The organism is Lampropedia aestuarii, from assembly GCF_004803635.1.
In the GTDB taxonomy this organism is placed as follows: domain Bacteria; phylum Pseudomonadota; class Gammaproteobacteria; order Burkholderiales; family Burkholderiaceae_C; genus Lampropedia; species Lampropedia aestuarii.
The window spans coordinates 154,448-180,027 of record NZ_SSWX01000007.1 but is presented as its reverse complement, the minus strand read 5'-3'; the positions used below and the strand labels follow the sequence as shown (position 1 = coordinate 180,027).

At 59.4% G+C, this 25,580-nt stretch carries 22 protein-coding genes; 16 read left to right on the top strand and 6 right to left on the bottom strand.

Annotated elements, in window-relative coordinates:
• Positions 1-54 precede the first annotated feature (54 nt).
• From E8K88_RS07395 to modA, 4 genes are all read right to left on the bottom strand, one after another.
• Positions 55-2,139 carry a TonB-dependent receptor plug domain-containing protein gene (locus E8K88_RS07395; RefSeq protein ID WP_205880043.1) on the bottom strand — a complete coding sequence of 695 codons (2,085 nt, stop codon included), beginning with the start codon at positions 2,137-2,139 and terminating at the stop codon, positions 55-57.
• 236 nt (positions 2,140-2,375) lie between these two features.
• Positions 2,376-3,056 carry a sulfate/molybdate ABC transporter ATP-binding protein gene (locus tag E8K88_RS07390; protein WP_240754391.1) on the bottom strand — a complete coding sequence of 227 codons (681 nt, stop codon included), beginning with the start codon at positions 3,054-3,056 and terminating at the stop codon, positions 2,376-2,378.
• 2 nt (positions 3,057-3,058) lie between these two features.
• A complete protein-coding gene (gene modB, locus E8K88_RS07385) occupies positions 3,059-3,766 on the bottom strand; it encodes a molybdate ABC transporter permease subunit (RefSeq protein WP_240754390.1) in 708 nt (235 codons plus the stop codon).
• A gap of 52 nt (positions 3,767-3,818) precedes the next feature.
• Positions 3,819-4,604: a molybdate ABC transporter substrate-binding protein gene (gene modA, locus E8K88_RS07380; protein ID WP_205880042.1), complete on the bottom strand. Its 786-nt coding sequence runs from the start codon at positions 4,602-4,604 to the stop codon at positions 3,819-3,821.
• 220 nt (positions 4,605-4,824) lie between these two features.
• On the opposite strand from modA, the gene moaC reads away from it, so the two are divergent.
• Positions 4,825-5,340 (top strand): cyclic pyranopterin monophosphate synthase MoaC, encoded by a 516-nt coding sequence (gene moaC, locus E8K88_RS07375; RefSeq protein ID WP_136406004.1) that lies wholly within the window; start codon positions 4,825-4,827, stop codon positions 5,338-5,340.
• Positions 5,341-5,348: 8 nt separating this feature from the next.
• Here moaC and E8K88_RS07370 read toward each other — a convergent pair whose 3' ends face one another.
• Positions 5,349-6,104, bottom strand: coding sequence for a HesA/MoeB/ThiF family protein (locus E8K88_RS07370; RefSeq protein ID WP_136406003.1), 756 nt, complete (start codon positions 6,102-6,104; stop codon positions 5,349-5,351).
• Positions 6,105-6,358: 254 nt separating this feature from the next.
• Between E8K88_RS07370 and fdnG the strand changes: the two genes are divergently transcribed.
• The 4 genes from fdnG to fdhE all read left to right on the top strand — a co-directional run bounded on the left by fdnG (position 6,359) and on the right by fdhE (position 12,379).
• On the top strand, positions 6,359-9,427 hold the full coding sequence (fdnG, locus tag E8K88_RS07365; RefSeq protein ID WP_136406002.1) for a formate dehydrogenase-N subunit alpha: 3,069 nt from the start codon (positions 6,359-6,361) through the stop codon (positions 9,425-9,427).
• Between the two features lie 90 nt (positions 9,428-9,517).
• Positions 9,518-10,519 (top strand): formate dehydrogenase subunit beta, encoded by a 1,002-nt coding sequence (gene fdxH, locus E8K88_RS07360; RefSeq protein WP_136406001.1) that lies wholly within the window; start codon positions 9,518-9,520, stop codon positions 10,517-10,519.
• Positions 10,512-11,243: a formate dehydrogenase subunit gamma gene (locus E8K88_RS07355; protein ID WP_136406000.1), complete on the top strand. Its 732-nt coding sequence runs from the start codon at positions 10,512-10,514 to the stop codon at positions 11,241-11,243. The genes fdxH and E8K88_RS07355 overlap by 8 nt, the downstream gene beginning before the upstream one ends.
• 167 nt (positions 11,244-11,410) lie before the next feature.
• A complete protein-coding gene (gene fdhE, locus E8K88_RS07350; RefSeq protein WP_136405999.1) occupies positions 11,411-12,379 on the top strand; it encodes a formate dehydrogenase accessory protein FdhE in 969 nt (322 codons plus the stop codon).
• A gap of 171 nt (positions 12,380-12,550) precedes the next feature.
• Here fdhE and E8K88_RS07345 read toward each other — a convergent pair whose 3' ends face one another.
• Positions 12,551-13,351: an IclR family transcriptional regulator gene (locus tag E8K88_RS07345; RefSeq protein ID WP_136405998.1), complete on the bottom strand. Its 801-nt coding sequence runs from the start codon at positions 13,349-13,351 to the stop codon at positions 12,551-12,553.
• A gap of 89 nt (positions 13,352-13,440) precedes the next feature.
• On the opposite strand from E8K88_RS07345, the gene E8K88_RS07340 reads away from it, so the two are divergent.
• From E8K88_RS07340 to selB, 11 genes are all read left to right on the top strand, one after another.
• Positions 13,441-14,139, top strand: coding sequence for a 3-oxoacid CoA-transferase subunit A (locus tag E8K88_RS07340; RefSeq protein WP_136405997.1), 699 nt, complete (start codon positions 13,441-13,443; stop codon positions 14,137-14,139).
• Between the two features lie 15 nt (positions 14,140-14,154).
• A complete protein-coding gene (locus E8K88_RS07335; protein ID WP_136405996.1) occupies positions 14,155-14,805 on the top strand; it encodes a 3-oxoacid CoA-transferase subunit B in 651 nt (216 codons plus the stop codon).
• Positions 14,806-14,948: 143 nt separating this feature from the next.
• Positions 14,949-16,154, top strand: a complete 1,206-nt coding sequence (pcaF, locus tag E8K88_RS07330) for a 3-oxoadipyl-CoA thiolase (RefSeq protein ID WP_136405995.1) — start codon at positions 14,949-14,951, stop codon at positions 16,152-16,154.
• Positions 16,155-16,314: 160 nt separating this feature from the next.
• On the top strand, positions 16,315-17,112 hold the full coding sequence (pcaD, locus tag E8K88_RS07325) for a 3-oxoadipate enol-lactonase (protein WP_136405994.1): 798 nt from the start codon (positions 16,315-16,317) through the stop codon (positions 17,110-17,112).
• 56 nt (positions 17,113-17,168) lie between these two features.
• Positions 17,169-18,227 carry a cyclase family protein gene (locus E8K88_RS07320; protein ID WP_136405993.1) on the top strand — a complete coding sequence of 353 codons (1,059 nt, stop codon included), beginning with the start codon at positions 17,169-17,171 and terminating at the stop codon, positions 18,225-18,227.
• An 89-nt stretch (positions 18,228-18,316) separates the two neighbouring features.
• Positions 18,317-18,613 carry a YciI family protein gene (locus tag E8K88_RS07315; RefSeq protein ID WP_136405992.1) on the top strand — a complete coding sequence of 99 codons (297 nt, stop codon included), beginning with the start codon at positions 18,317-18,319 and terminating at the stop codon, positions 18,611-18,613.
• A gap of 29 nt (positions 18,614-18,642) precedes the next feature.
• Positions 18,643-19,392 (top strand): SDR family oxidoreductase, encoded by a 750-nt coding sequence (locus E8K88_RS07310; RefSeq protein ID WP_136405991.1) that lies wholly within the window; start codon positions 18,643-18,645, stop codon positions 19,390-19,392.
• A gap of 98 nt (positions 19,393-19,490) precedes the next feature.
• Positions 19,491-20,822, top strand: a complete 1,332-nt coding sequence (locus E8K88_RS07305; protein ID WP_136405990.1) for a short-chain fatty acid transporter — start codon at positions 19,491-19,493, stop codon at positions 20,820-20,822.
• A 94-nt stretch (positions 20,823-20,916) separates the two neighbouring features.
• Positions 20,917-21,915, top strand: coding sequence for a Bug family tripartite tricarboxylate transporter substrate binding protein (locus tag E8K88_RS07300; protein ID WP_136405989.1), 999 nt, complete (start codon positions 20,917-20,919; stop codon positions 21,913-21,915).
• A gap of 206 nt (positions 21,916-22,121) precedes the next feature.
• On the top strand, positions 22,122-23,564 hold the full coding sequence (selA, locus tag E8K88_RS07295; RefSeq protein ID WP_136405988.1) for an L-seryl-tRNA(Sec) selenium transferase: 1,443 nt from the start codon (positions 22,122-22,124) through the stop codon (positions 23,562-23,564).
• The gene (selB, locus tag E8K88_RS07290; protein ID WP_136405987.1) at positions 23,561-25,516 is read left to right on the top strand and encodes a selenocysteine-specific translation elongation factor; all 1,956 of its coding nucleotides are present in this window, start codon (positions 23,561-23,563) and stop codon (positions 25,514-25,516) included. The genes selA and selB overlap by 4 nt, the downstream gene beginning before the upstream one ends.
• The last annotated feature ends 64 nt before the right edge of the window (positions 25,517-25,580 follow it).

Below are 25,580 nucleotides of genomic sequence, written 5' to 3'. Positions count from 1 at the left end.
CATGTTGTTGGCGCATTGAACACAGGAGTGAACAGGCGGGCCGGTTCACAGCCGTTAAAACGGCACGTTGACGTTGACAAAGAAGTTACGGCCAGCGAGCGGATAACCTTCGCTGTAGCTGTAGAGCTTGTCACCCAGGTTGCGCACGCCTGCATCGATTTGCGTGCCATTGACAAAACGGTAGCCACCTTTGAGGTGGTAGATGGCAAAGCCATGCGCCACTTGTGCGCCGTTCGAGGACGAGTAGCGCTTAGAAGACGCTTCGGTGCTGCCTGTCACATGCCATGGGCCATAGTTCCAGCGGGCGCTGGCAAACAGTTTCTGGCGCGGCGTATCGGTTGGACGCAAGGCCGGATTGCTGAGGTTTTTGCGACGCAACCAGGTGTAATTGCCGCTCAAATCCCATGCGCCTACGCTGCCTTGCAAGCCCAGCTCCAGTCCTTCATGGCGTGCACGCCCAACGTTTTGGGGTTGATCGCAGGTGCTGGCTTTGCACTGGTCAGAAGGCACGGTCACGTTTTGAATCGAGTCTTTGACATCGCTGCGGAAGAGCGCCGTGTCGATGGTCCAGTCGTTCAGCAAGGTGGCGCTATAGCCAATTTCATAATGGCGGGCCCGCTCGGACTTCAAATCCGGATTAGGAATCACCTGGCCAAAACGGGTGGAGTAGCGTTCCATCATCGTGGCAAAACGGCTTTTGCTCGCCACACTGGCGCGCAACTGGCCCCACTGGCCGTCTTGGCCCAGGCTTTGGAACACGCCGAACTGGTAGTTCACAGCATGGTTGCTGCCTTTGGGCTCGTCATACAACGAAGGACGTGTGGGCGAGCCAGCATTGGTGCCGTAGTTGCGGGCAGTGATGCTTTTGCGCTCGTTGTAAGACACACCGGCCACCACGCTCAGGCCATCGTTGAATTCATAGGAATTCTCCAGGGCCAAGGACTGGGTGCGGTCCTTGAAATGGCTCCATGGCGTGCCATCGTCGCTGGAGCGGTGCACATCGTCCTTGTAGTGGTAGGCCAGGCGCAGCAAATTGCGGTCTGCCACGCGCCAATCGCCTTCCACCGAGAAACCGGTGGTGTCGTCATCGTAGTAGCTGGGGAAACCCGAGCCCACATTGCCCACCACACCATTGCGGTAGTCATAGCCTACCAGCATGTTTTCAAATTTGTCGTGGTAGAGACGGGTGCGCAGGGTCAGTTGGTTAGTGACTTCGGTTTGGCTGGTGAAGAAGAAGCTGGTTTTGTCCCACTGCGGCCATTGCCACCAGCGTGCGCGCATGCCCGAGCCCGAGCCTGTCAATGGCAAGCTTCCGGCATATGTAGGCTGGCCTTTTTCGCCCTCTTGGCGCACGATGCCCACCACGTATTCATCCGTTGCATTCGGGGTCAAGCCCAGTTTGACGTTGATTTTCTTGTCCTGGCGGCGGCTGTTTTCACGCTCGCCTTTGCCTTGCTGCACGTTATTGGGTTCAAAGCTGCTGGGCAAATCAAAGCTGTCGCGCTTGATGTAGGAGGCCCCCACTTGGTACCACCACTGCTCTTGCTTGCCCCCCAGGTTGGTGTAGGCGCGGTACTCATTGGCGTTGCCATCACGGCTCAGGCCAATGCCGCCACCGACTTCGCCTTCAAATGCCTTGACCGGGCGGCGGGTGATCAGGTTGACTGCCCCACCCAGTGCATTAGGGCCATAAATCAAGGAGGAGAAGCCTTTGGCTACTTCCAGGCGTGAGAGATCAAACGTGGTGAAATGCCCCAAGTCGATGCGGCCATCGTAGGGCACATAGGTCGGAATGCCATCGACATACACCGGCACTTGCAAGCGGTCAAAGCCGCGCACATAAAACAGCTGCTCACCGCGTGCGCCGGCGTAGGCTGCATTCACACCGGGCACCAGATTCAGCGCTTCGCTCACGGTTTGGGCGCGATGCTCTTGCATGGTTTGCTGCGACAACACGCTGCTGGTGGACAGGTTCACATCTTGTGAAGGGGCCAGCACCGTGATCTCACCCAAAGTGAACACGCCGCCATTGGCTGCCTGTGCCTGTGCCTCGGTCTCGTTATTCGTTTGGGCTTGCGCTGCGCTCAAGGCGCCTAGCATTGCCACCACGGCCACCGCCACACCATGTTTTTTCATCATTGTTTTTTCTCCGTTTTACACAATCGATACCCGCCCTGCCTCGCACACTGGATGGGATGGCTGCACTCCTTGCTCTCGCTATATTTATTTATATATAGCGATATTTCAAAAAAACTTCGCTGTGTGCGAAGCCTTTTTGTTGCTTGACCCACGCACATCTGGGTGCTTGGGAATTTGGACCTTGGCCCGTTCATATTGGTCCTGGCCTATGCCATCAGCAATACGAAGCAGCGCGATTACAAACGCACAGTACGGCCATCCACCTGCCCCAAGCGCACGACCTCAGCATTGAGCGCAATGCGGTCTTCGTCATCGTGGGACACCATGATCAGCGGGATGCCCAGGCTGTCGACCATTTGCGCCACTTCTTCGCGCATGCTTTGCCGCAGCGTCGGGTCCAGAGCAGAAAAAGGCTCATCCAACAGCAAGACACGCGGCTGCAAAATGGCCACGCGCGCCAAGGCCAGGCGCTGCTGCTGCCCGCCTGACAGCGTGTGCGGGTACTGCGCGGCCAAATGCCCCAGCTGAAACCGCTCTAGCCACTGCATGGCTTCTTGTTTTTGCGCCCGGCTGAGAAACCCCCACACGCCCCGGCGCAAGCCAAAGCCCACATTGCTCAGCGCAGTCAGGTGCGGCAGCAAGGCATAGTTTTGGAATAAGTAGCCGACTCGGCGTTTTTGCGGCGTTAAGTTCAGCCTTGCTTTGGAATCAAACAGCAGCTCACCACCCAAGCGGATATGGCCGGCATCGGGTCGGATCAAACCCGCAATCGCCTGCAGCACCATGGTTTTGCCAATGCCAGAGGGGCCCATCAGCACCAGGCGCTTGGCATCGGTTTGCAGTTGCACATCAAACTCAAACACCCGGCCTGCGGTTTTGAGCGTTTTGCGCACATCCAAGTCACACCACACTGCCACGCTCAATCTCCCCGCACGGTTCGGCGCCCTGGCGTGAGCCACGTTGCCAGCAACAGCAAGCCAATGCACACCACCGAAATCACCAAAGCCAGCACATTGGCCAAACCATCGCGGCCTGCTTGTACCGCCTCGTAAATGGCAATCGACAGCGTTTGGGTTTTGCCCGGAATGCTGCCAGCAATCATCAAGGTGGCGCCAAACTCCCCTAAAGCGCGCACAAAGCCCAGCATCACACCGGCCATGATGCCGCGCCAAGCCAGTGGCAGGCTCACACGTAGCAAGATACCGATTTCGCGCACGCCCAACACGCGAGCGGCTTGTTCCAACTCGGGGTCAATCGACTCAAACGCGGCCCTGGCTGGCTTGAAAACCAGCGGAAAACTCACCACCGTCGCTGCCACGGTAGCGCCGGTTAAGCTAAAAATCAGGTTGATGCCAAACGACTCTTTGAGCCAGCTGCCCATGCTGCTTTGGCTGCCAAACAGCACCAGCAAGTAGTAACCCAGTACGGTGGGCGGCAGCACCATTGGCAGTGTGCAAATGGTATCGAGCAGGTTGCGCAGCCACAGCCGGCTCTTGGCCAGATACAGGCCCAACGCCACCCCCAGCACACTGGCAAACACCGTGGCCCAGAATGCCACTTTCAATGACAGCCACAGGGGTGTGAGCACATCGCTCCATAGAGAAATATCGGCCCAGTTCACCAGCACCTCAGCCTATGCCAACCCATACACCACACGCCAGCTACTCCCAAAGTGCGTGTTAGCGCGAAGCCGCAGGCTCAAAACCAAAGCGTGCCAACACTTGTTGGCCCCAGTCTGATGTCACCACATCAACAAAGCGTTTGGCCGCCTCGGCCTGACCGCCTGTTGTGATCACGGCAATCGGGTAGGTCACAGGCTTTGCCACCGGCACCGTGTAGCTGATTTTGACTTTGTCTTTGAACAACGCAGCATCAGAGCCATAGACAAAGCCGGCCTGCACTTCAGCGCGGGCTACGTAATCCAGTGACTGGCGCACGTTTTGCGTCAGAATGACTTTGGGCTGTAATACCTCCCACTGGCCTGCAGCTTCCAAAGCGGCTTTGGTGTAGCGGCCCACTGGCACGCTGTCAGGATTGCCCACGGCAATGCGCTCAACCGCAGGATTTTGCAAGGCCTCAAGCGAATCCAGTTGCAACGTGGCCGCTTCTGGCTGAATCAGCACCAAAGTGTTGCGCACAAAGGTCGCGCGCGTGCCCTCGACCACCAGGCCACTGGCAGCGGCCTTGTCCATTGTCGCTTCATCGGCGCTGGCAAACACGTCTACAGGCGCGCCCTTATCGATTTGCTGCAGCAAAGTACCCGATGCGCCAAAATTCAGCTGCACTTTGTCTTGCGGGTTCTGCTGTTCATAGTGGGCGGCAATTTCCTTGAAGGCATCGGTCAGACTGGCTGCAGCGGAGACGGTGATGGTCTCCGCATGGGCACTCCATGCGGCCAGACTCAGACCCAAACCGGCCAATACAGAAACAGTGGCACGCATGGCAAAACGCGGTGTAGGCAACATGGAATACATCTCCTCAAGTCGGACAGCCTCATGCTGAGGCAGGAATCAAAGGGCGTAATATACAGCCAGACATATCGAAAAACAAAAAACACTTGGAAAAAACTCGGCCTCTGCCCACACTGCGCCCGGTTGACACGCTGCAGTCACTGGAGTCAGAGCGCGGCACGCATCTTTGCGATAATCTGGTGCTTGTTCCCCTCTACTTCGAGCACGCATTCTTATGAGCAGCAGCCACCCCCCGTCCCTGAACCATTTTGATGCGCAAGGCCAAGCCTGGATGGTAGATGTGGGCAACAAACAGGCCAGCCAGCGCCTGGCCGTCGCGCAAGGTGCCATCCAGCTCTCGCCCGCAACCTTTGCTGCGCTGGAGCAACCGGCACACAACAGCCCCAAGGGCGATGTTCTGGGAGTTGCACGCATTGCCGCCATCCAGGGCGCCAAGCAAACCTCGGCACTGATCCCTCTGTGCCACCCGCTGCCTTTGACACATTTGAGCGTGGCGTTTGCGCTGGATGCCGCGCAGCATCGCGTGGTGATTGAGGTAACCGCCAAAACCGTGGGTAAAACCGGGGTCGAAATGGAAGCCCTAACCGGTGCCTCGATTGGCCTTTTGACCATTTATGACATGCTCAAGGCGATTGACAAGAGCATGGTGATTGAGCAGGTGCGCTTGCTGCAAAAGGATGGCGGAAAAAGCGGCAACTGGCTCAATCCCAACCAGGACAGCATGGCGTGATTGGCTCTTTAGCTGGCGTGCTTGGCTCCGCACACCGGGCAGTGCGCATTTTTATTCAAGCCCCAGGTTTGCGTGCCCGCCTCCAAAGCATTAAATAGCACCAATTGACCGCAAGCGCTGCGGCCAATGTCCATGATTATTTTCAAGGCCTCTGCCGCCTGGGCCGTGCCCACCATGCCCACCAGCGGAGAAAACACGCCAAACAGCGCACAGGCCCCATCATCGGCCTGGCCTTGGTCAAACAAACAGGCATAGCAAGGTGAGTCGGCCTGGCGCGGGTCAAACACACTCAATTGCCCTTCAAAGCGCGTCGCCGCGCCCATGACCAGCGGTGTACGGGTCGCCAAACTGGCGCGGTTGATTGCATGGCGCGTGGCAAAGTTGTCGCTGCAGTCCAGCACCACATCACATTGCGCCAGCAAGGCGGTGATGCGCGCCTGGTCCAGGCGCTCGACCAGCGGCACAATCCCAATGTCTGGATTTTGCTGTGCCAAGCGCGCAGCCAAGACTTGGGCTTTGGGCAGGCCCAGCTCAGCCGGAGCAAACAGGATTTGGCGCTGCAAATTGGTTTCCTCAACCACATCGTCATCAGCCAGGTACAGCGTGCCTACGCCGGCCGCCGCCAAATACGCCGCAGCAGCATGGCCTAGGCCTCCACAGCCAAGCACCAGCACCCGGCTGGCCAGCACGCGCTCCTGCCCGTCAATGTCCACCTCGTTGAGCAATACATGCCTTGCATAGCGCAGTAATTCCTGGTCATTCATTGTCTTCAAGCGCCTTTTTCGATTGTTTGCTGCGGCTGCAGCATTGTGCCTGCAGCCCCCACACGACCACAGCGCCTGCTGCGCCCCCATCAAACCCTGATTGACGCACCCTTGCGTCTGTCGCACACTAAAAAGGGCCAATTACCCTTGTTTTCTAGTCTATCCATTCGTGGCAGTCCTGACCGCAAGGGCTGATAGGAATAAAATCCCGCACGTTTTGATTTTTTACATCCTTCGCAAGAGAGGATTTACCCATGGTGCAACTCTCCAGACGCCAGTTCATGAAAGTGACTGGTTCGACTCTGGCGGGCTCCAGCTTGGCTTTGATGGGTTTTACCCCATCAGAAGCACTGGCTGAGGTGCGGCAATACAAAATTGCCGCAGCCAAAGTGACCCGCCAAACCTGTACATACTGCTCGGTCGGTTGCGGTATTTTGATGTATTCACTCGGCGATGGCAGCAAAAACGCCAAATTGTCGGTGATCCACGTTGAAGGCGACCCAGACCACCCGGTCAACCGTGGCACGCTGTGCCCGAAAGGCGCGTCGCTGCTGGATATCATCCACAGTCCCAACCGCCTCTTGAAGCCCCAATACCGCGCGCCAGGGGCCAGCGATTGGACAGACATTTCGTGGGATGAGGCGCTGGACCGCATCGCCCGCAAAATGAAGGATGACCGTGATGCCAACTTCGTTGAGAAAAACGACAAAGGCCAAACCGTCAACCGCTGGCTGACCACTGGCATGCTGGCCGCGTCGGCCGCTACCAGCGAAGCTGGCTACATCACCCATAAAGTCGCCCGTAACTGGGGACTGCTTGCATTCGACAACCAAGCCCGTGTCTGACACGGCCCGACGGTGGCAGGTCTTGCCCCGACGTTTGGCCGTGGAGCGATGACGAACCATTGGGTCGACATCAAAAACGCGGATGTGATTTTGGTCATGGGCGGAAACGCCGCCGAAGCGCACCCTTGTGGCTTTAAATGGGTCACAGAAGCCAAGGCGCACAACAAAGCGCACTTCATGGTGGTCGATCCTCGCTTTAACCGCTCTGCTGCGGTGGCGGATTTCTACGCACCAATTCGTTCTGGCTCAGACATCGTCTTTCTTGGCGGGATCATCAATTACCTGCTGAGCAACGACAAAATTCATCACGAATACGTGAAGAATTACACCGATTTCACCTTCATCGTGCGCGATGATTTTGAATTCGTCGACGGCCTGTTCTCAGGCTACAACGAGGCCACGCGCAGCTACGACAAGAAGAGCTGGGACTACGAGCTGGGCGAAGACGGTTTCGTCAAGACCGACCCGAGCTTGCAGCACCCGCGCTGCGTCTACCAGCTGATGAAACAGCACTATGCGCGCTGCACGCCTGAAGAAGTCGAGCGCGTCTGCGGCACACCGGCTGCCAAGTTCTTGCATGTGGCGGAGCAATTCGCCAGCACGGCAGTGCCTGGGCGCGCCGCAACCATCTTGTATGCCCTGGGCTGGACCCAGCATTCCATTGGTGCGCAAACCCTGCGCACCGGTGCGATGGTGCAGCTCTTGTGCGGCAACATCGGCATTGCCGGTGGTGGTATGAACGCGCTGCGTGGCCACTCCAACATCCAGGGCCTGACGGATCTGGGCTTGTTGTCGGCCAGCTTGCCGGGCTATTTGACGATGCCCTACGAGCAGGAGCAGGACTACCAGCAATACATCGCCTCGCGCACGCAACAACCAATGCGTCCGGGTCAGATCAGCTATTGGCAGAACTATCCCAAGTTCCACGTCAGCCTGATGAAAGCCTGGTATGGCGACAGCGCCACCGCTGAGAACAACTGGGGTTACGACTTCTTGCCCAAACTCGACAAGCAGTACGACATGCTGCAGATTTTCGAGTTGATGAACCAAGGCAAGGTCAACGGCTACCTGGCGCAGGGCTTTAACCCGGTGGCCGCGTTGGCCAGCAGCCACCGCGTACGCGATGGTCTGTCCAAGCTGAAGTTCCTGGTCATCATGGACCCGCTGGCGACCGAGACGTCGGAATTCTGGCGCAATTTTGGTGAGTACAACGACGTGGATACCGCCTCGATTCAAACCGAGGTATTCCGCCTGCCAACCACCTGTTTTGCCGAGGACGAAGGCCAGGTCGTGAGCTCCAGCCGCGTCCTGCAATGGCACTGGAAAGCCGCCGAGCCACCAGGCCAGGCGCGCACCGACATCTACATCATGTCGCAGCTGTTCCTGCGCATCCGCAAGCTCTACCAGGAAGAAGGCGGCGCCTACCCCGACGCGATCATGAGCGTGGACTGGAAATATGCGGAAGAGCACGAGCCCACCGCAGAAGAAGTCGCCAAAGAGCTCAACGGCAAGGCATTGGTTGATCTGCGTGATCCGACAGATCCGACCAAGGTGCTGCGCAAAGCCGGCCAGCAGGTCTCCAGCTTTGCCGAGCTGCGCGATGACGGCAGCACCGCCTCAGGCTGCTGGATTTTCGGTGGCTCATGGACCGAAGCGGGCAATATGATGGCAAGGCGCGACAACTCCGACCCGTCTGGCATCGGCAATACGCTGAACTGGGCCTGGGCTTGGCCGCTGAACCGCCGCGTCCTGTACAACCGCGCTTCTGCCGACTTGCAGGGCCAGCCATTCAACCCGCACAAGATGCTGGTTGAGTGGAATGGCTCGAGCTGGGTGGGCCCCGATGTGCCGGACTTTGCCATCACATCGCCGCCTTCAGCAGGAGCGGGTCCATTCATCATGAACCCCGAGGGCGTGGCGCGCTTTTTCTCGCGCAAAGGCCTGGCCGAAGGGCCATTCCCAACGCACTACGAACCGTTTGACACACCACTGGGCTACAACCCCATGTTCAAGAACAACGCCAAAGTCACCAGCTCGCCGGTGGCACGGGTGTTCGAAAACACATGGGCGACCTTTGGCAAGGCAGACGAGTTCCCGCACGTGGGCACGACCTACCGCTTGACCGAGCACTTCCATTACTGGACCAAGCACGCGCTACTCAACGCCATCATCCAGCCTGAGCAGATCGTCGAGATCGGCGAGGCACTGGGCAACGAGTTGGGCGTCAAGGCCGGTGACTGGGTCAAAGTCAGCTCCAAACGCGGCCATATCAAAGCCGTGGCCGTCGTGACCAAGCGACTCAAACCGCTGCAGATCGATGGCAAAACGGTACACCATGTGGGCGTGCCGATTCACTGGGGCTTCAAAGGCCTGACCAAACCAGGCTACTTGGCCAACATCCTGACCCCCTATGTGGGCGATGGCAACTCCTACACACCGGAGTCCAAGAGCTTTTTGGTCAAGGTAGAGAAACTCTGAGGAGCAAAACAACAATGACCCCAAGTGCTTTTTTCTCACTGCCTCGACCAGAGGCCTTGAACGCCCTGTGGGCGAATGGATGGGCCTGATATGTCCATGCAATCCCTTGACATCAGACGGCGCTCAGCCACGACTACGCCCTCTCCATCGATACGCGAGCCACGCTCGGGCGAGGTCGCCAAACTCATCGACGTTAGCAAGTGCATCGGCTGCAAAGCCTGCCAGACCGCGTGCATGGAATGGAATGACACGCGCGATGTGGTCGGTTTTAACCACGGGGTCTATGACAACCCGATGGATTTAACCCCCAACTCGTGGACCGTGATGCGTTTTACCGAGTATGAGAATCCGCAGACCGACAACCTGGAGTGGCTGATCCGCAAGGACGGCTGCATGCACTGCGACGACCCGGGCTGCCTCAAGGCCTGTCCATCGCCCGGTGCGATCATCCAGTACACCAATGGCATTGTGGATTTCCAAGAGGAAAACTGCATTGGCTGCGGCTACTGTGTGACGGGCTGCCCGTTCAACGTGCCGCGTATTTCGGAGAAAGACCACAAAGCCTATAAATGCACTTTGTGTTCAGACCGCGTGGCCGTCGGCCAGGAGCCTGCCTGCGTCAAAACCTGCCCGACCGGTGCGATCATGTTTGGCACCAAACAGGCCATGATTGACCAGGCCGAGACCCGCATCGTCGATCTGAAAGAGCGTGGCTACGACCAGGCCGGTCTGTACGACCCTGCGGGTGTCGGCGGCACGCACGTGATGTACGTGCTGCACCATGCCGACAAACCCTCGCTCTACCACGGCTTGCCCGATTCGCCCAAGATCAGCCCCATGGTTGCGGTCTGGAAAGGTGTTGCCAAACCACTGGCCCTGGCTGGCCTGGCCTTGGCTGCGATTGGCGGTTTCTTCCATTACACCCGCGTAGGCCCGAACCAGCCTAGCGAGAAAGATGAAGACACCGAGGTCGCCAGCGCACTTGCACGCCGCAACGCTGCCGGGGTCAAAGAACCGCATGCGCACGACACTGACGAGCACATGCATGGCCAAGCAGACGCCCCTGCCGGTAAGGAGACGCCTCATGAGTAAACGCCATCTGCCGACCCCTTCGGACTTTGCCACTGACGCTGAGGGCAAGCCGGCAATCCAGCGCTACACGCCCAACGAGCGCACCAACCACTGGATCACCGCAATCAGCTTTGTGCTGCTGGCACTGTCGGGCCTGGCCTTGTTCCATCCGTCGATGTTCTTTCTCAGCGCCGTGCTCGGTGGTGGGCCGTGGACACGCATCCTGCATCCATTTATTGGGCTGGTGATGTTCGCCTCGTTCAGCTGTTTGGTTGTGCGTTTTTGGAGCCACAACTTCCTGGACAAGGCCGACATCCAGTGGATGAAGCAGCCCATGGACATGCTGAATAACCGCGAAGAGAATCTGCCCCCGATTGGCAAATACAACGCGGGCCAGAAAATCCTGTTCTGGGTTTTGCTGGTGTGCATGATAGGCCTGCTGGTGACCGGCATCATCATGTGGAAGCAGTACTTCAGTGGCTACTTCCCGATTGATGTGCGCCGCTGGGCATCGCTGTTGCATGCCGCATTTGGTGCCGGCTTGATTGCCTGCATCATCGTGCATATTTATGCTGCAATCTGGGTCAAAGGCTCCATCAAGGCCATGACCCGTGGCACCGTCAGCTACGCCTGGGCACGCCGCAACCACCGCCTCTGGTATGACGAGGTCGTCGAGCGCGAAAACGACTTGGCCGCTCAGCACCAAGCCAAAGAGCGCAACGCGGTCAGCCCCAGCGAGCAGTAAGCCAAAGCAAGTAGCAAGGGGGCTGGTCTGCCGTTTGTGGTAGAACCATCCATTGCAGCAGCCCTCAGACTTGCGCTGGATCAAAGCTCCAACCGCCCCGATCCTGTCAACGCCCACGCCGAGTCTTGCTCTCGGCGTTTTTTCATTCTCCCTGGCCTCTAACCACCATGCAACGCATTCTTCAACCCGGTGAAATCGAAGCACTGGACAGCATCCACTTCCCTCGTGTGCGCCTGCCGCAACCGAGTCTGCTGTTCCAGGAGCGCGCTGCGCGCCTCATGCAATTGGCAGATGGCAACCCAATTGCCGACTACCTGCGCTTTGCCGCCCGCATCGTGCAAGCGCAGCAGCACCGTGCGCGTGAACTGTCAACGCCTGAGGCCCTGCCACAAACGCAGATCGACCAGGCCAATGCCAACGGCATGCCACTGCTCAGCACCCACGGCCCGCTGCCCCAGCATTGGCAACACAGCCTGCGGGCCATGATCGACGAGCTGCGCAGCGACAACGCCAATACGCCGGCTGGATTAACACCGGTATTAGAGCGCTTGTATAGCCAAGATGACGAGGCCCTGAACCGGCTGGGCCGCCAAATCCTGGCTGGCAATATTGGCCGCGACGAACTGGCCATGGCCCCGCTGGTGATGGCTGCCTTGCAAGTCGAATACGCGCATATTGCTGCGCATCTGCTGGAAAAAACCGTGCCTTATGCAGAGCCGGCCACCGTCTGTCCGGTCTGCGGCAGCACGCCAGTGGCCAGCGTATTGCGCATTGGCGGCCAAGCAGCCGGCCACCGTTACCTGCACTGCAGCCTGTGCTGCACCGAATGGCATATGGTGCGCGTCAAATGCAGCCACTGCGAATCGACCAAAGGCATCAACTACCAGGGCATGCAAACGCTGGAAGGCAAGACCGACGCGGCCGGGCGTGAAGTGCAGGACCAGGTCGTATTGGCCGAAACCTGTGATCAATGCCATACCTACCGCAAAATCGCCAACCAGGAAAAAGACCCGTACGCCGAGCCGCTGGCAGACGACCTGGCCAGCCTGATGCTGGACTTGCTGATGGGCGAGAGCGACTTTGCCCGCGCCAGCGACAACCCCTTGCTGGCGATTGAAAAACCATTGGCTGTGTAATCTTGTGGGTCAGCCTGTCAGCAGCCAAACATTCACCACGATGCCTCAGCTGCTGGCCAGTAAGGATTGGGCTGTCGCAGCTGAGTTGCCATTAATTGAAAGAAGCGACAGGCAAGCACAAACAATAAAGGCGGGGTCTGCCCCCGCCCTCCCGCAATGCGCCGAGTCCACTCAGCGCGAACTCATCACCATCTTCGAAATCGACTGCGCCACCTGCAGCAGCGGCTGCAGCATGCGCTCTTGCATTTCCTGCGCATTCGTGCGGTTGGCCTGGCCGCTGACATTGATGGCTGCCACGACTCTACCCTGCTTATTACGAATCGGTGCGGCCATGGAGATCAGGCCCTCTTCCAGCTCTTGATCAACCAAGCACCAGCCTTGCTCTCGCACCTGCTGCACGCGCGCTTCGATGTGGTCAATATCGGTGAGCGTATTGCGCGTTGTGGCGCGGATGTCGGACTGCTCCAGAACCGCCCGCACCTCTTCTTGCGACAAGCCTGACAGCAACACCCGCCCTAGCGAGGTGCAGTAAGCCGGCAGGCGCGAGCCTATGCCCAGCGAAATCCGCATGATCTTCTGCGTCGGCACACGCAGCACATAGACAGCGTCTGTGCCGTCCAGCACCGCGACCGAGCTGGACTCGTGCACCTGGTTGACGAACTCGCTCATGAACGGCTCAGCCAAATCCCACATCGGCATGGATGACAGGTAGGCAAAGCCCAGATCCAAGATGCGTGGCGTCAGGCGAAAGTACTTGCCATCAGTGACCACATAGCCAAGCGCCTGCAGCGTCAGCAAGATGCGGCGCGCGCCTGCGCGTGTCAAGCTGGTGCGCATGGCGACCTCGCTCAGCGTTTGCTCGGCATGCTCGGCATTGAAGGAGCGGATCACGGCCAAACCACGCGCAAAGGATTGCACGTAGCTGTCTCCGGGCTGGGGTAAACCCCTAGTTATTGGTGGTTCTGTGTGCATTTGCTCCGATTATAAAAAGGATAAAATTCTTTTAGCGAACATTTGTTCTTATTGCGAACATATTTTTTGATTTTTTTGCAAAGCGAAGCATGATCAACAAAATCATTCCTACCGTCAGCGAGGCTTTGGCGGACATCCAAGACGGTGCCACGGTACTGATCGGTGGCTTTGGCACTGCCGGTATTCCCAACGAGCTGATCGATGGCCTGATTGCGCAAGGCGCGCGTGACTTGACCGTGGTGAACAACAACGCCGGCAATGGCGATACCGGCCTGGCCGCGCTGCTCAAAACCGGGCGCGTGCGCAAGATCATTTGCAGCTTCCCCCGCCAAGTCGACTCCTACGTGTTTGATGAGCTGTACCGCAGCGGCAAGCTGGAGCTGGAATTGGTGCCCCAAGGCAATCTGGCCGAGCGCATTCGCGCCGCTGGCGCTGGCGTAGGCGCATTCTTTTGCCCAACCGCCTATGGCACCGAACTGGCCAAAGGCAAGGAAACCCGCGAAATCAATGGCCGCCACTATGTCCTCGAGTACCCGATTTATGGCGATGTGGCCTTGATCAAAGCCGAACAAGGCGATCGCTGGGGCAATCTGAACTTCCGCATGTCAGCGCGCAACTTCGGCCCGGTGATGGCAACAGCAGCCAAAACCACGATTGCCACCGTGCATGAAGTGCTGGAGCTGGGCCAGATGGACCCCGAGAACATCGTCACCCCAGGTATTTTCGTCAGCCGCATCGTGCCTGTGGCACGCACCGTGACCCAAGGCGCAGGCTTCAAAGCCGCTTGATTCGAGAGACATTCCATGAGCACCAACTACCAACGTCGCACCAAAGACGAACTGGCTCGCCGTGTCGCACAAGACATCCACGACGGCGCTTACGTGAACTTAGGGATCGGCATGCCCACCCAAGTGGCCAACCACATCCCTGCGGGTCTGGAGGTCATCTTGCACAGCGAAAACGGTATTCTGGGCATGGGCCCAGCACCTGCTGCAGGCCACGAAGACTTCGACCTGATCAATGCAGGCAAACAACCAGTGACCTTGCTGCCAGGTGGTGCGTACTTCCACCATGCCGACAGCTTCGCGATGATGCGCGGCGGCCATTTGGACATTTGCGTGCTGGGCGCGTTCCAGGTGTCCGCAACTGGCGATCTGGCCAACTGGAGCACCGGTGCGCCTGACGCGATTCCAGCCGTGGGCGGCGCAATGGATTTGGCCATTGGCGCCAAACAAACCTGGGTGATGATGGACTTGCTGACCAAAACCGGTCAAAGCAAAATCGTCTCAGAGTGCAGCTACCCGCTCACTGGCATTGCCTGCGTCAAGCGCATCTACACCGATTTGGCCTCTTTTGCCTGCACGCCCCAAGGTCTGCAGTTGATCGACAGCGTTGCTGGCATCAGCCATGCAGAACTCGAAGCGCTGGTGGGACTGCCGATTCTGGCTGCATAAGCGCCACTCGCCCCACTGTGCGCCAAGGCCTGGCCACGCATCAAACACCACCAGGCCAGCCCCTACTTTTGCCGCCTTGCCACAAGCGAGCCGATACGGCGCTTGACTGACAAGCTCCTTGACCCCGTTTCTGGACTCCTCACATGACGATTGATGCCTTTATCTGCGATGCCATGCGCACCCCCTTTGGCAAATACGGCGGCGCACTGGCCACAGTGCGCCCCGACGATCTGGCAGCGCTGCCCATCAAAGAGTTGCTGGCGCGCAACCCCAGCCTGAGCCCTGCTGCGATTGATGACGTGCTGCTGGGCTGCGCCAACCAGGCCGGAGAAGACAACCGCAACGTTGCCCGCATGGCCTTGCTGCTCGCAGGCGTGCCAGACAGCGTGCCTGGCGGCACCTTGAACCGCCTGTGCGGCTCAGGCCTGGATGCGCTGGGCACAGCTGCGCGCGCGATCAAATCCGGCGAAGCACAGGTGATGATTGCCGGCGGTGTCGAAAGCATGAGCCGCGCGCCATTTGTGATGCCTAAAGCAGAGACCGCCTTTAGCCGCAACAACGCTGTCTATGACACAACCATCGGTTGGCGCTTTGTCAACAAGCGCATGAAGGCCATGTACGGCGTGGACTCGATGCCAGAAACTGCCGAAAACGTCGCCGACGATTTCAAGATCGAGCGAGAAGCGCAGGACCGCATGGCACTGGCCTCGCAAGAAAAAGCCGCTGCTGCGATTGCCGCTGGCCACCTGGCCCGTGAGATTGTGCCAGTCTCGATCCCGCAGAAAAAAGGCGATCCAGTTGTCGTGAGCCAAGACGAGCATCCACGCGCCACCACCTTGGAAGCACTAGCCAAACTCAAAGGCGTGGTGCGTGAAGGCGGCACAGTCACAGCCGGCAATGCCTCAGGCGTGAACGATGGCGCCTGCGCGCTGCTGCTGGCCAGCGGCGATGCCGTCAAGCAATACGGCCTGACACCACGCGCGCGCATCATTGGCATGGCCACTGCTGGCGTTGCACCACGCATCATGGGCTTTGGCCCAGCACCTGCAGTGCGCAAGGTGCTGGCGCAAACCGGTTTGAGCCTGGCCGACATCGATGTGATCGAACTCAACGAAGCCTTTGCCGCACAAGGCCTGGCGGTGCTGCGCGATTTGGGCATTGCCGACGATGACAAACGCGTCAACCAATGGGGCGGAGCCATTGCACTGGGCCATCCACTGGGTGCCTCGGGTGCGCGCTTGGCCACAACTGCGGTCAACCAATTGCACACCTTGGGCGGCCGTTACGCGCTGTGCACGATGTGCATTGGCGTGGGCCAAGGCATTGCAATGGTTATCGAGAAAGTCTGATAACCACAAGATGGGCTCAGGAGCACGCTCCTAGCCCAATCCATTGACTGGCAGGTCTGCATGCGCAGCCCGCCCATGCACTCTTCACCGCAGCCTCGGCATGCGGGCGCAGCCCGACTCGCCACACGCAATGCGGGCAATTTTTGAAAAAGAGACCACCATGGCAACTCAGCAACTCGCAACAACCAACGGCAACTTCCGCATTGACCTGCAAGGCCCAGAAGGGGCGCCAGTGCTGGTGTTTTCCAACTCCCTGGGCACAACCTTGGAGATGTGGGATGCACAAGCGATGACCTTCAGCAAGCAGTACCGCGTGCTGCGTTACGACACGCGTGGCCACGGCGCCAGCATCGCCAATGCAGGCCCTTACCAATTCGCACAACTGGGTGGCGATGTGCTGTCCATTCTCGACAGCCTGGGCATTGAACAAGCGCATTTCTGCGGCATCTCGATGGGTGGCCTGACCGGTCTGTGGCTGGGTGTACACGCTGGCCAACGCCTGCGCAGCATCACGGTGGCCAATAGCGCCGCCAAAATCGGCGCTGAGGCTGCTTGGCGTGAGCGTGCTGCCATGGTGCGCGCCAACGGCAGCGCCGCGATGCAAACCCTTGCTGAATCCTCGCCCAGCCGCTGGTTCACCGACAGCTTTATCGCCAGCCAGCCGCAAGTCGTGCAAACCGCCCAGGCCTGGATTGCCAGCATTCCGCCAGAGGGCTACGCCAGCTGCTGCGAAGCCCTGGCCACCGAAGACCTGCGCGCGGCAATCAGCAGCATTCAAACACCGACCTTGCTGATTGGTGGCAGCGCCGACCCAGTCACCACCGTGGCCGACGCACAGGCCATGCAGGCTGCCATTGCAGGCGCAGAGCTGGCCACCGTGCCCGCCTCGCACCTGTCCAACCTCGAAGCACCACAGGCCTTTGATTTGGCGCTGGGTAGCTTCTTGCAAAAACACTGAGCAACCGGCCCCCCGCGCAACGCCGCCGCCGTTTGCCATAATCGAAGGAAACAAGCATGTCACATGCCAATCCACGCTGGAAGCATCGCCCCGCAGGCTCGACCTGGGGCGACTTCGGGCCAGACGATCAGCTCGGCCGCCTCAACCTGCTCACTGCCGCCAAGGTTCGACAAGGCGTGGCCGAAGTGCGCGAGGGCCTGCGTTTTTCGCTCAGCCTGCCACTGGACTACCCCGGCGGCACGGCACTGAACCCCAACCGCAAACCACCCGTACTGCGACCGCTGCAGCGCAAGGGCCTGGTCAACTTCAACTGCCTGCTGGGTGATTTGGAGCCTGGCCGCACCGATGTGCTGTCTGACGACATGGTCGTGCTGTCGCTGCAGTACTCGACCCAGTGGGACGGCTTTGCCCATGTGGGCTCCCTGTTCGATGCCAACGGCGATGGCGTGCCCGAGCCGCTGTACTACAACGGCTTTGCCGCAGGCATTGACGTATTGGGCCCGCTGCTGGTGCGCGACACCGGCATGCCGACCGAAGAAAGCAGTGGCTCGACCAGCTGCGCCAAAGCGCTGGGTATTGAAGCCATGGCCCAAAACGGTGTGCAAGGACGTGGCGTGATGCTGGACTTGCATGCGCACTTTGGCGATGCCCGCACCCTGATCGGCTACGACGAATGGATGCGCGTGATCGAGGCCGACCAGCTGGAGATTGAAACGGGCGACATGCTGTGCATGCACACCGGCTTTGCCCAGACCGTGCTGAACATGCAGAAAAACCCCGACCCTGCGGTGCTGAACAACAGCGGCGCGGTGCTCAATGGCCGCGACGAGAAACTGCTGCAGTGGCTCAGCGACAGCCAAATTGCCGTATTGGCTTCGGACAACTACGCGGTCGAAGCCTACCCGGCCGTGCCTGGCGCGCACTGCTGCGCCGGTTTGCCATTGCATGAACACTGCCTGTTCAAGCTGGGCCTTCACCTGGGTGAGTTGTGGCACTTGACGCCGCTGGCGCATTGGCTGCGCGCCCAAGGCCGCAGCCGCTTTTTGCTGACTGCGCCGCCGCTGAATCTGCCAGGGGCGATTGCCTCGCCAGTGACACCGATTGCCACCGTCTGAGACGGCCCGTTTCTCGCTGACGCAATCCCCCCCTTTTGTGAAGGCAACCAGCCACACGCACGCTTGCCGCGCCCAATCCAGGAGCCACCATGCCCTACATCATTGAAACTTTCGACAAACCAGAGCACCAGGCCGTGCGCCAAGCGCACCGCCCGGCGCATCTGGAATTCCTAGAACGCAACGCCCAACTGCTGCTGGCCTGCGGTGCCAAGCTGCAAGACGATGGCAGCGACAAGGGCGGTGGCCTGTACGTCGTGGACCTGGATAGCCGCGAGGCCGCACAAGCCTTCATCGAGTCCGACCCGTTCTACCAGGCCCAGCTGTTTGCCGAAGTGCGCATCACGCGCTGGCGCAAGGCCTATGTGGCTGGCCAGAGCTATCTGTAAAGCAGCTGCCTTCCCATTTGGAGAGTTCCATGTCCCCTTCCTCGACCCCAGCCAACGTCGCACGCCCACGCGTTCTGATTACCGGTGGCGGCGCCGGCATTGGTGCTGCTGCAGCACAGCGCTGCCACGCCGACGGTTATGAGCCGGTCATCATTGACCGCCAGATTGACCAGGTGCCCGCAGCGTTCAAAGCCATTCAGGCCGACCTGAGCAGCGCCGAAGACACGGCCCGCGCGCTGGAGCTGGCACTGGAAGACGGCCCGATCACGCGCCTGGTGAACAACGTCGGCATCGTCGTGCCAAACGACGCCGCCAGCCAAACGCTGGCCGAATTCGATCTGGCCGTCTCGTTGAACCTGCGCTGCGCATTCCAGTGCATGCAGGCCTTGCTGCCCGGCATGCAAGCTGCCCAGTTTGGCCGCATCGTCAATATGTCCTCGCGCGCGGCGCTGGGCAAAGACTTGCGCACGGCTTATGCGGCCACCAAGGCTGGCCTGATCGGCATGACCCGCGTCTGGGCGCTCGAGCTGGGCCAATGGGGCATTACTGCCAATGCGATTGGCCCTGGCCCAATTCGCACGGAGCTGTTTGACAAGGCCAACCCGCCCGGCGCTGAGCGCACACAAAAAATCATCCAGTCCGTGCCTGTCAAACGCGTTGGCACGCCAGATGACGTCGCCCATGCCGTGGCCTACATGCTCGATGAGCGCAGCGGTTTTGTCACCGGCCAGACGCTATATGTCTGCGGTGGCATGACGGTAGGCGTCGCGCCTGTTTAAACAGCCCCATTCGCTTTCGATTTCTCCTCACTGTTTCCCCCTCAGGCGTGCCTGCAGCACGCCATCCCTGCTCTTTCTTTTGCTTTGAAAAGACATTTATGTCAAAAATCACCGCTTTCTTCACTGAGCTGATGCGCAAGTATCTGCCCGACCCGTTTGTATTTGCGATCTTGCTGACACTGCTGACCATGGCGCTGGCGTTCTCGGTAGAGAACCGGCCGATTGATCTGGTCGTGCAGGACTGGGGCAAGGGCTTCTGGAGCCTCTTGGCCTTTACCACCCAAATGGCGGTGATTTTGGTGATGGGTTATGTGCTGGCAGCAGCGCCCATCGTCGACCGCTTTCTCAACCGCATTGCCGCATTCGTGCACACACCGCGCGGTGCGATCATCATGGCCACGGTGGTCGGCTGCGTGGGCAGCTACCTGAACTGGGGCTTTGGCCTGGTGATTGGCGGCATCATGGCCAAAAAGCTGGCGATGCGCGTCAAAGGCGTGCACTACCCGCTGATCATTGCCTCGGCCTACACCGGCTTTACGATGTACAGCCTGGGGCTGTCAGCAACGATTCCGGTGCTGATCTCCACCAAGGGCCACAGCTTTGAGCAGCAAATGGGCATCATCCCGCTCACTGAGACCATTTTCTCGCCACACATCTTGCTCACCGCTCTGGTCGTGCTGATCGTGCTGCCACTGGTCAATGCCTCGATGCACCCCAAGGCCGGTGAAAAAGTCACCGAAATCAGCGCAAACATCGCCAACGACGACGCCAAAAGCACCCCTACAGAAAGCCTGCTGGGCGACGAGAAAACCTTCGCTGGCCGCCTGAACAACAGCCGCATCCTGAGCTTGTTGATTGGCCTGACCGGCATGGCTTATGTGGGCTTGCACTTCTACAACAACGGCAACCTCGATCTGAACATGATCAACTTCTTCATCCTGTTCCTGGGCATCTTGCTCTTGGGCACGCCGATGAAGTACGTGGAAAAAGTCAATGAAGGCGTCAAAACCATCGGCGGCATCATTTTGCAGTTCCCGTTCTACGCCGGCATCATGGCCATCATGCACGCCTCGGGCCTGGTCGAATCGATTGCCGATGTATTCGTCAGCTTCTCCACTACCGCCACGCTGCCACTGTGGGGTCTGATCAGCTCGTTCTTCATCAACTTCTTTGCGCCATCGGGCGGTGGCCACTGGGTGCTGCAAGGCCCATTCATGATTGAAGCGGCCAAGACCCTGGGTGCCTCGCAGGCCCATACCGCCATGTCGGTGATGCTGGGCAATGGTTGGAACGATCTGGTGCAACCTTTCTGGATCCTGCCAGCCTTGGCGCTGTCCAAACTCAAACTCAAGGACATCATGGGCTATACCGTGGTCTCGATGTTCGTTGTAGGAGCGATCTACATCGTCTCCGCGCTGTTTTGGCCATAAGCCAAACTGGCACCCTCAGACTGCCACACCCGCTAGTAGCAATACCCATAACACAAGTGGCAGTCTTTTTCCCTTTGCTTTGCTGGAGATAACTATGACCTCAATCCGATTCAACGCCCGTCGTGCCATCCTGCGCGCAGCTGCTGCCCTCAGCCTCGGCGCAGCGCTGCTGCCTAGCGCTTTTGCTGCCGATAATTTCCCAGCCAAGCCGATAACGCTGGTCGTGCCATTTGCCGCCGGTGGCACCACCGACATTCTGGCCCGCATCATCGGCCAGTACATGAGCGAGGATCTGGGCCAAAGCGTAGTGATCGACAACCGCGCAGGCGCTGGCGGCAACATCGGCGCGCAAATGGCAGCGCGCGCCAAGCCCGATGGCTACACCTTGTTCATGGGCACCGTGGGCACCCACGCCATCAACGAAAGCCTGTACAAAAAACTGCCGTTTGACCCAGTCAAAGACTTCCAGCCATTGAGCCGCGTGGCCCTGGTGCCCAACCTGCTGGTTGCCAACCCACAGCAGCCATTCAAAACCGTGCAGGAACTGATCGATTTCGCCAAAGCCAATCCAGGCGTGGTGAACTTTGGCTCCTCGGGCAATGGCAGCTCGATCCACCTATCGGGCGAGTTGTTCAAGCAAATGGCCGACATCGACATGCAGCACATCCCCTACCGCGGCAGTGCGCCTGCAGTGGCCGATTTGCTGGGCAACCAAGTAGCGATCATGTTTGACAATATGCCATCGGCCATCAGCCATGTGCGCTCTGGCAAACTGGTGCCAATTGCCGTGACGACTGCCGAGCGCTCGCCAGAATTACCTGATGTGCCTACCATTGCCGAAGCGGGCATCCCTGGCTATGAAGCCACCTCGTGGTTTGGTTTGTATGTGACCGCTGGCACGCCAGAGCCGATTGTGGCCAAGCTGCATGCCTCGCTGGTCAAAGCGCTGCAAGATCCTAAGCTGGTGCAGAAATTCGCCGACCAGGGCAGCACCGCCTACAGCGAAACACCTGAAGAATTCGCCGCCTTCATGGCCAGCGAAACCCAGAAATGGGCTGAAGTGGTAAAAAGCTCAGGCGCTAGCTTGGACTAAGCCACCACAACATGGCACAGCGGCACAGTCCGCTGCGCGATGGCCCAGCAACCGCATCCAACCGCCTTGGTTGGATGCGGTTTTTTTAGGTACGCCAATGATCGCCCGCACATAGGGCTTGGCCTGGGTTACAGTAGTTGGTCTGTAGTGCGCCAGCCCAAACGGGTAGACGCACTGGTACCTGACACCAAGAACCCCGTGCTTTTATGACCGCAGCCCCAGTCCTGCCCTCCGTTGACAAGCTACTGCAACACCCGCGCAGCATAGACTTGTTGGGCGAATACGGAAAGACCCAAACCACCGAGGCGATTCGCACCGCACTGGCTCACGCCCGCAGCCTTTGGCGTGCACAGCCAGAAGCTGGCCACGCGCCTAGCAACGAGGCCTTGCTCGACCAGGCCGAACAGGCGCTCAAAACGCGCATGGCGCCGCGCCTCAAAGCAGTCTTTAACCTCACCGGCACGGTCTTGCACACCAATTTGGGCCGGGCACTGCTGCCGCAAGAAGCGATTGATGCAGTCACCGAAGCGCTGCAAACGCCCAGCAACCTCGAATACGACCTGGAGACCGGCGGGCGCGGCGACCGCGATGACTTGGTCGAGGCGCTGATTTGTGAGCTGACCGGCGCCGAAGCGGCGACCATCGTCAACAACAATGCCGCAGCCGTGCTGCTGTGTCTGAACACCTTGACTGCAGGCCAAGAAGCGATCGTCTCGCGCGGGGAACTGGTCGAGATTGGCGGCGCCTTTCGCATCCCCGACATCATGCAGCGCGCAGGCGCCAAGTTGGTCGAGGTTGGCACGACCAACCGCACGCATGCACGCGACTATGAAACCGCCATCACTGAAGCCACCGGCCTGTTGATGAAAGTGCATTGCAGCAACTACGCGATCAGCGGCTTTACCAAAGCCGTCAGCGATGCCGAGGTGGGCCAGATTGCCCATGCCAGTCAATTGCCGCTGATGGTGGATTTGGGCAGCGGCACACTGGTCGATCTGCGCCAATGGGGCTTGCCGCACGAAGTCACGGTGCGCGAGACGATCGCTGCCGGCGCCGATTTGGTGACCTTCAGCGGTGACAAGCTGCTGGGCGGGCCACAAGCGGGCATCATCGCCGGGCGCAAGGACTTGGTTGCGCAAATCAAGAAAAACCCGCTCAAACGGGCGCTGCGGGTTGGCAAGCTGACACTGGCAGCACTGGAGCCGACCTTGCGCCTGTACCTGCATCCTGAACAACTGGCGCAGCGCCTGACCACTTTGCGCCTGTTCACCCGCAGCGCAGAAGCGATGCAAGCCCAGGCTGAACAATTAATCCCCGTGCTGCAAACAGCCTTGGGCAGCGACTATGTGGTGGCACAAGCCCCTATGCACAGCCAGATTGGCAGTGGCGCGCTGCCGGTCGAGAGCCTGCCCAGCCATGGCCTGGTGATTCGTCCGGCCGAGCGCAAACAATCCGGCCGCCAACTGCATCGGCTTGAAACCGCACTGCGCCAGCTGCACCGCCCTGTCATAGGCCGCCTGCAGGACGATGCCTTGTGGCTGGATCTGCGCTGTCTGGAAGAAGCCGACCAAGCGCTGTTCACTGCGCAACTGGCGCAATTGACCGTACAGCTGAACCTGCCACACACGCCCCAGAAAGACGCACCATGATCATCGGCACCGCTGGCCACATCGACCACGGCAAAACCACCTTGGTGCGTGCGCTCACTGGCGTCGACACCGACCGGCTCAAGGAAGAAAAAACCCGCGGCATCTCGATCGAGCTGGGCTATGCGTATATTCCAGTACCGCAGACGCAAGACATTCTGGGCTTTATCGACGTGCCGGGCCATGAAAAATTCATCCACACCATGGCCGCTGGCGCCGTGGGCATTGACCATGCGCTGTTGGTGGTGGCGGCCGATGACGGCATCATGCCGCAAACGCAGGAGCATCTGGCCATCATCGCCTTGCTGGGTGTGCAGCACGGCACCGTGGCCCTGACCAAGGCCGATCGGGTCAGCCCAGAGCGCCTGGGGCAAGTGCAGCGCGCAATTGAACAGTTGCTGGGCAATACACCACTGGCTACAGCCCCCATTTTTGCCACCAATGCAGCCCAAGCAGGCGATGCGGGCACCTTGGCCTTGCGCGAGCACCTTCTCACACTGGCCAGGCATTTTCCTGCCCGCCCGCAGCAAGGCTTGTTTCGGCTCGCTGTTGACCGCGCTTTCAGCTTGCAAGGCCAAGGCACGGTGGTCACAGGCACGGTGTTTGGCGGCCAAGTGCAAGTGGGCGAACAATTGCAACATTCTGGCACTGGCCAAATGGTCCGGGTGCGCAGCATCCATGCGCAAAACCAGGCCGCGCCAAGCGGCCATGCAGGCCAGCGCGTGGCCTTGAATCTTGCCGGTATTGACAAGGAGGCGATTGCACGCGGCGACTGGATCGCCCAGCCTTTGGCCTTGCAAGCCACACGCCGCCTGGATGTGCGGCTACGCGTTTTGCCACAAAACGTCTTGCCAGCCGCAGCCCAACACGGCAAACACGCCCCCAATACACTGCAGCAATGGAGCACCGTGCACTTGCACATTGGCACCAGCCATCATGTTGCCCATGTCGTGCCCTTGGACTGCGAACACCTCAGCCCCGGCGAGCAAGGTCTGGCGCAACTGGTGCTGGATGCCGATGTGTATGCTGTGGCTGGCGACCACTTCATTGTGCGCAATGCCCAGGCCAGCCATACACTGGCCGGTGGCACCGTGCTTGACCCCTACCCGCCCGAGCGCAAACGCCGCAGCAGCGAGCGCATCGCCTATTTGCAGGCCATGCACCATGCGCTGGCAAGCGGCGATGTGTCCGAATTGATCGCGCATGCTGCCTGGGGCATCAGCCGCTTGCAACTGGCGCGCTTGATGGGCTGGACGCCAGAGCAGATCACAACGCCCAAAGGGGTTGTGGTCTTGGGCAAAAACACCCAGGATACAGACCCGATTTTGCTCTCAGAGAGGCATTGGCTGGCCTTGCAACAGCAAGTGCTGCATGCCTTGCAACGCTTTCATGAGCGCAGCCCTGACGAGCCCGGCGTGAATGCAGCGCGCTTGCGCCGCATTGGCTTGCCGGGCCTGTCGCACAGCAAATACGATTTACTCTGGCAAGGCGTACTCAACAGCTTGGTGGAAGGCGGCAGCCTCCACCAAAGCGGCCCTTGGTTGCATGCCCCCGGCCACAGCGTGCAGCTCAGCGCGGCCGAAGAACAATTGGCTCAGCAAATGCTGCCTGATTTGGAAGACGGCCAGTTTGAGCCACCCTGGGTACGCGATCTGGCGCGCGACCATGGCGTGGCCGAAGACACGGTGCGCGCCTTGCTGCGCAAGCTCAGCCGCCAAGGCCGTTTGTTCCAGGTGGTCAAGGACCTGTTCTACACACCCACCGCAATTGAGCGCTTGCAAGCCATCGCCAGCACCATTGCCCAGCAATCGCCACAACTAGCCATAGAAGCCAGGCATTTTCGCGATGCCACGGCGCTGGGCCGCAAACGCGCCATTCAGGTGCTGGAGTATTTTGACCGCAGCGGCTTTACGCGCCGGGTGCGTGACAGCCATGTGCTGCGCAATACGCCGTAATCTGTAGCAGTGCTCTCCCATGCACCAATGCAAGCGTAACTGCCCAGTGAACAACTAGCGCGCC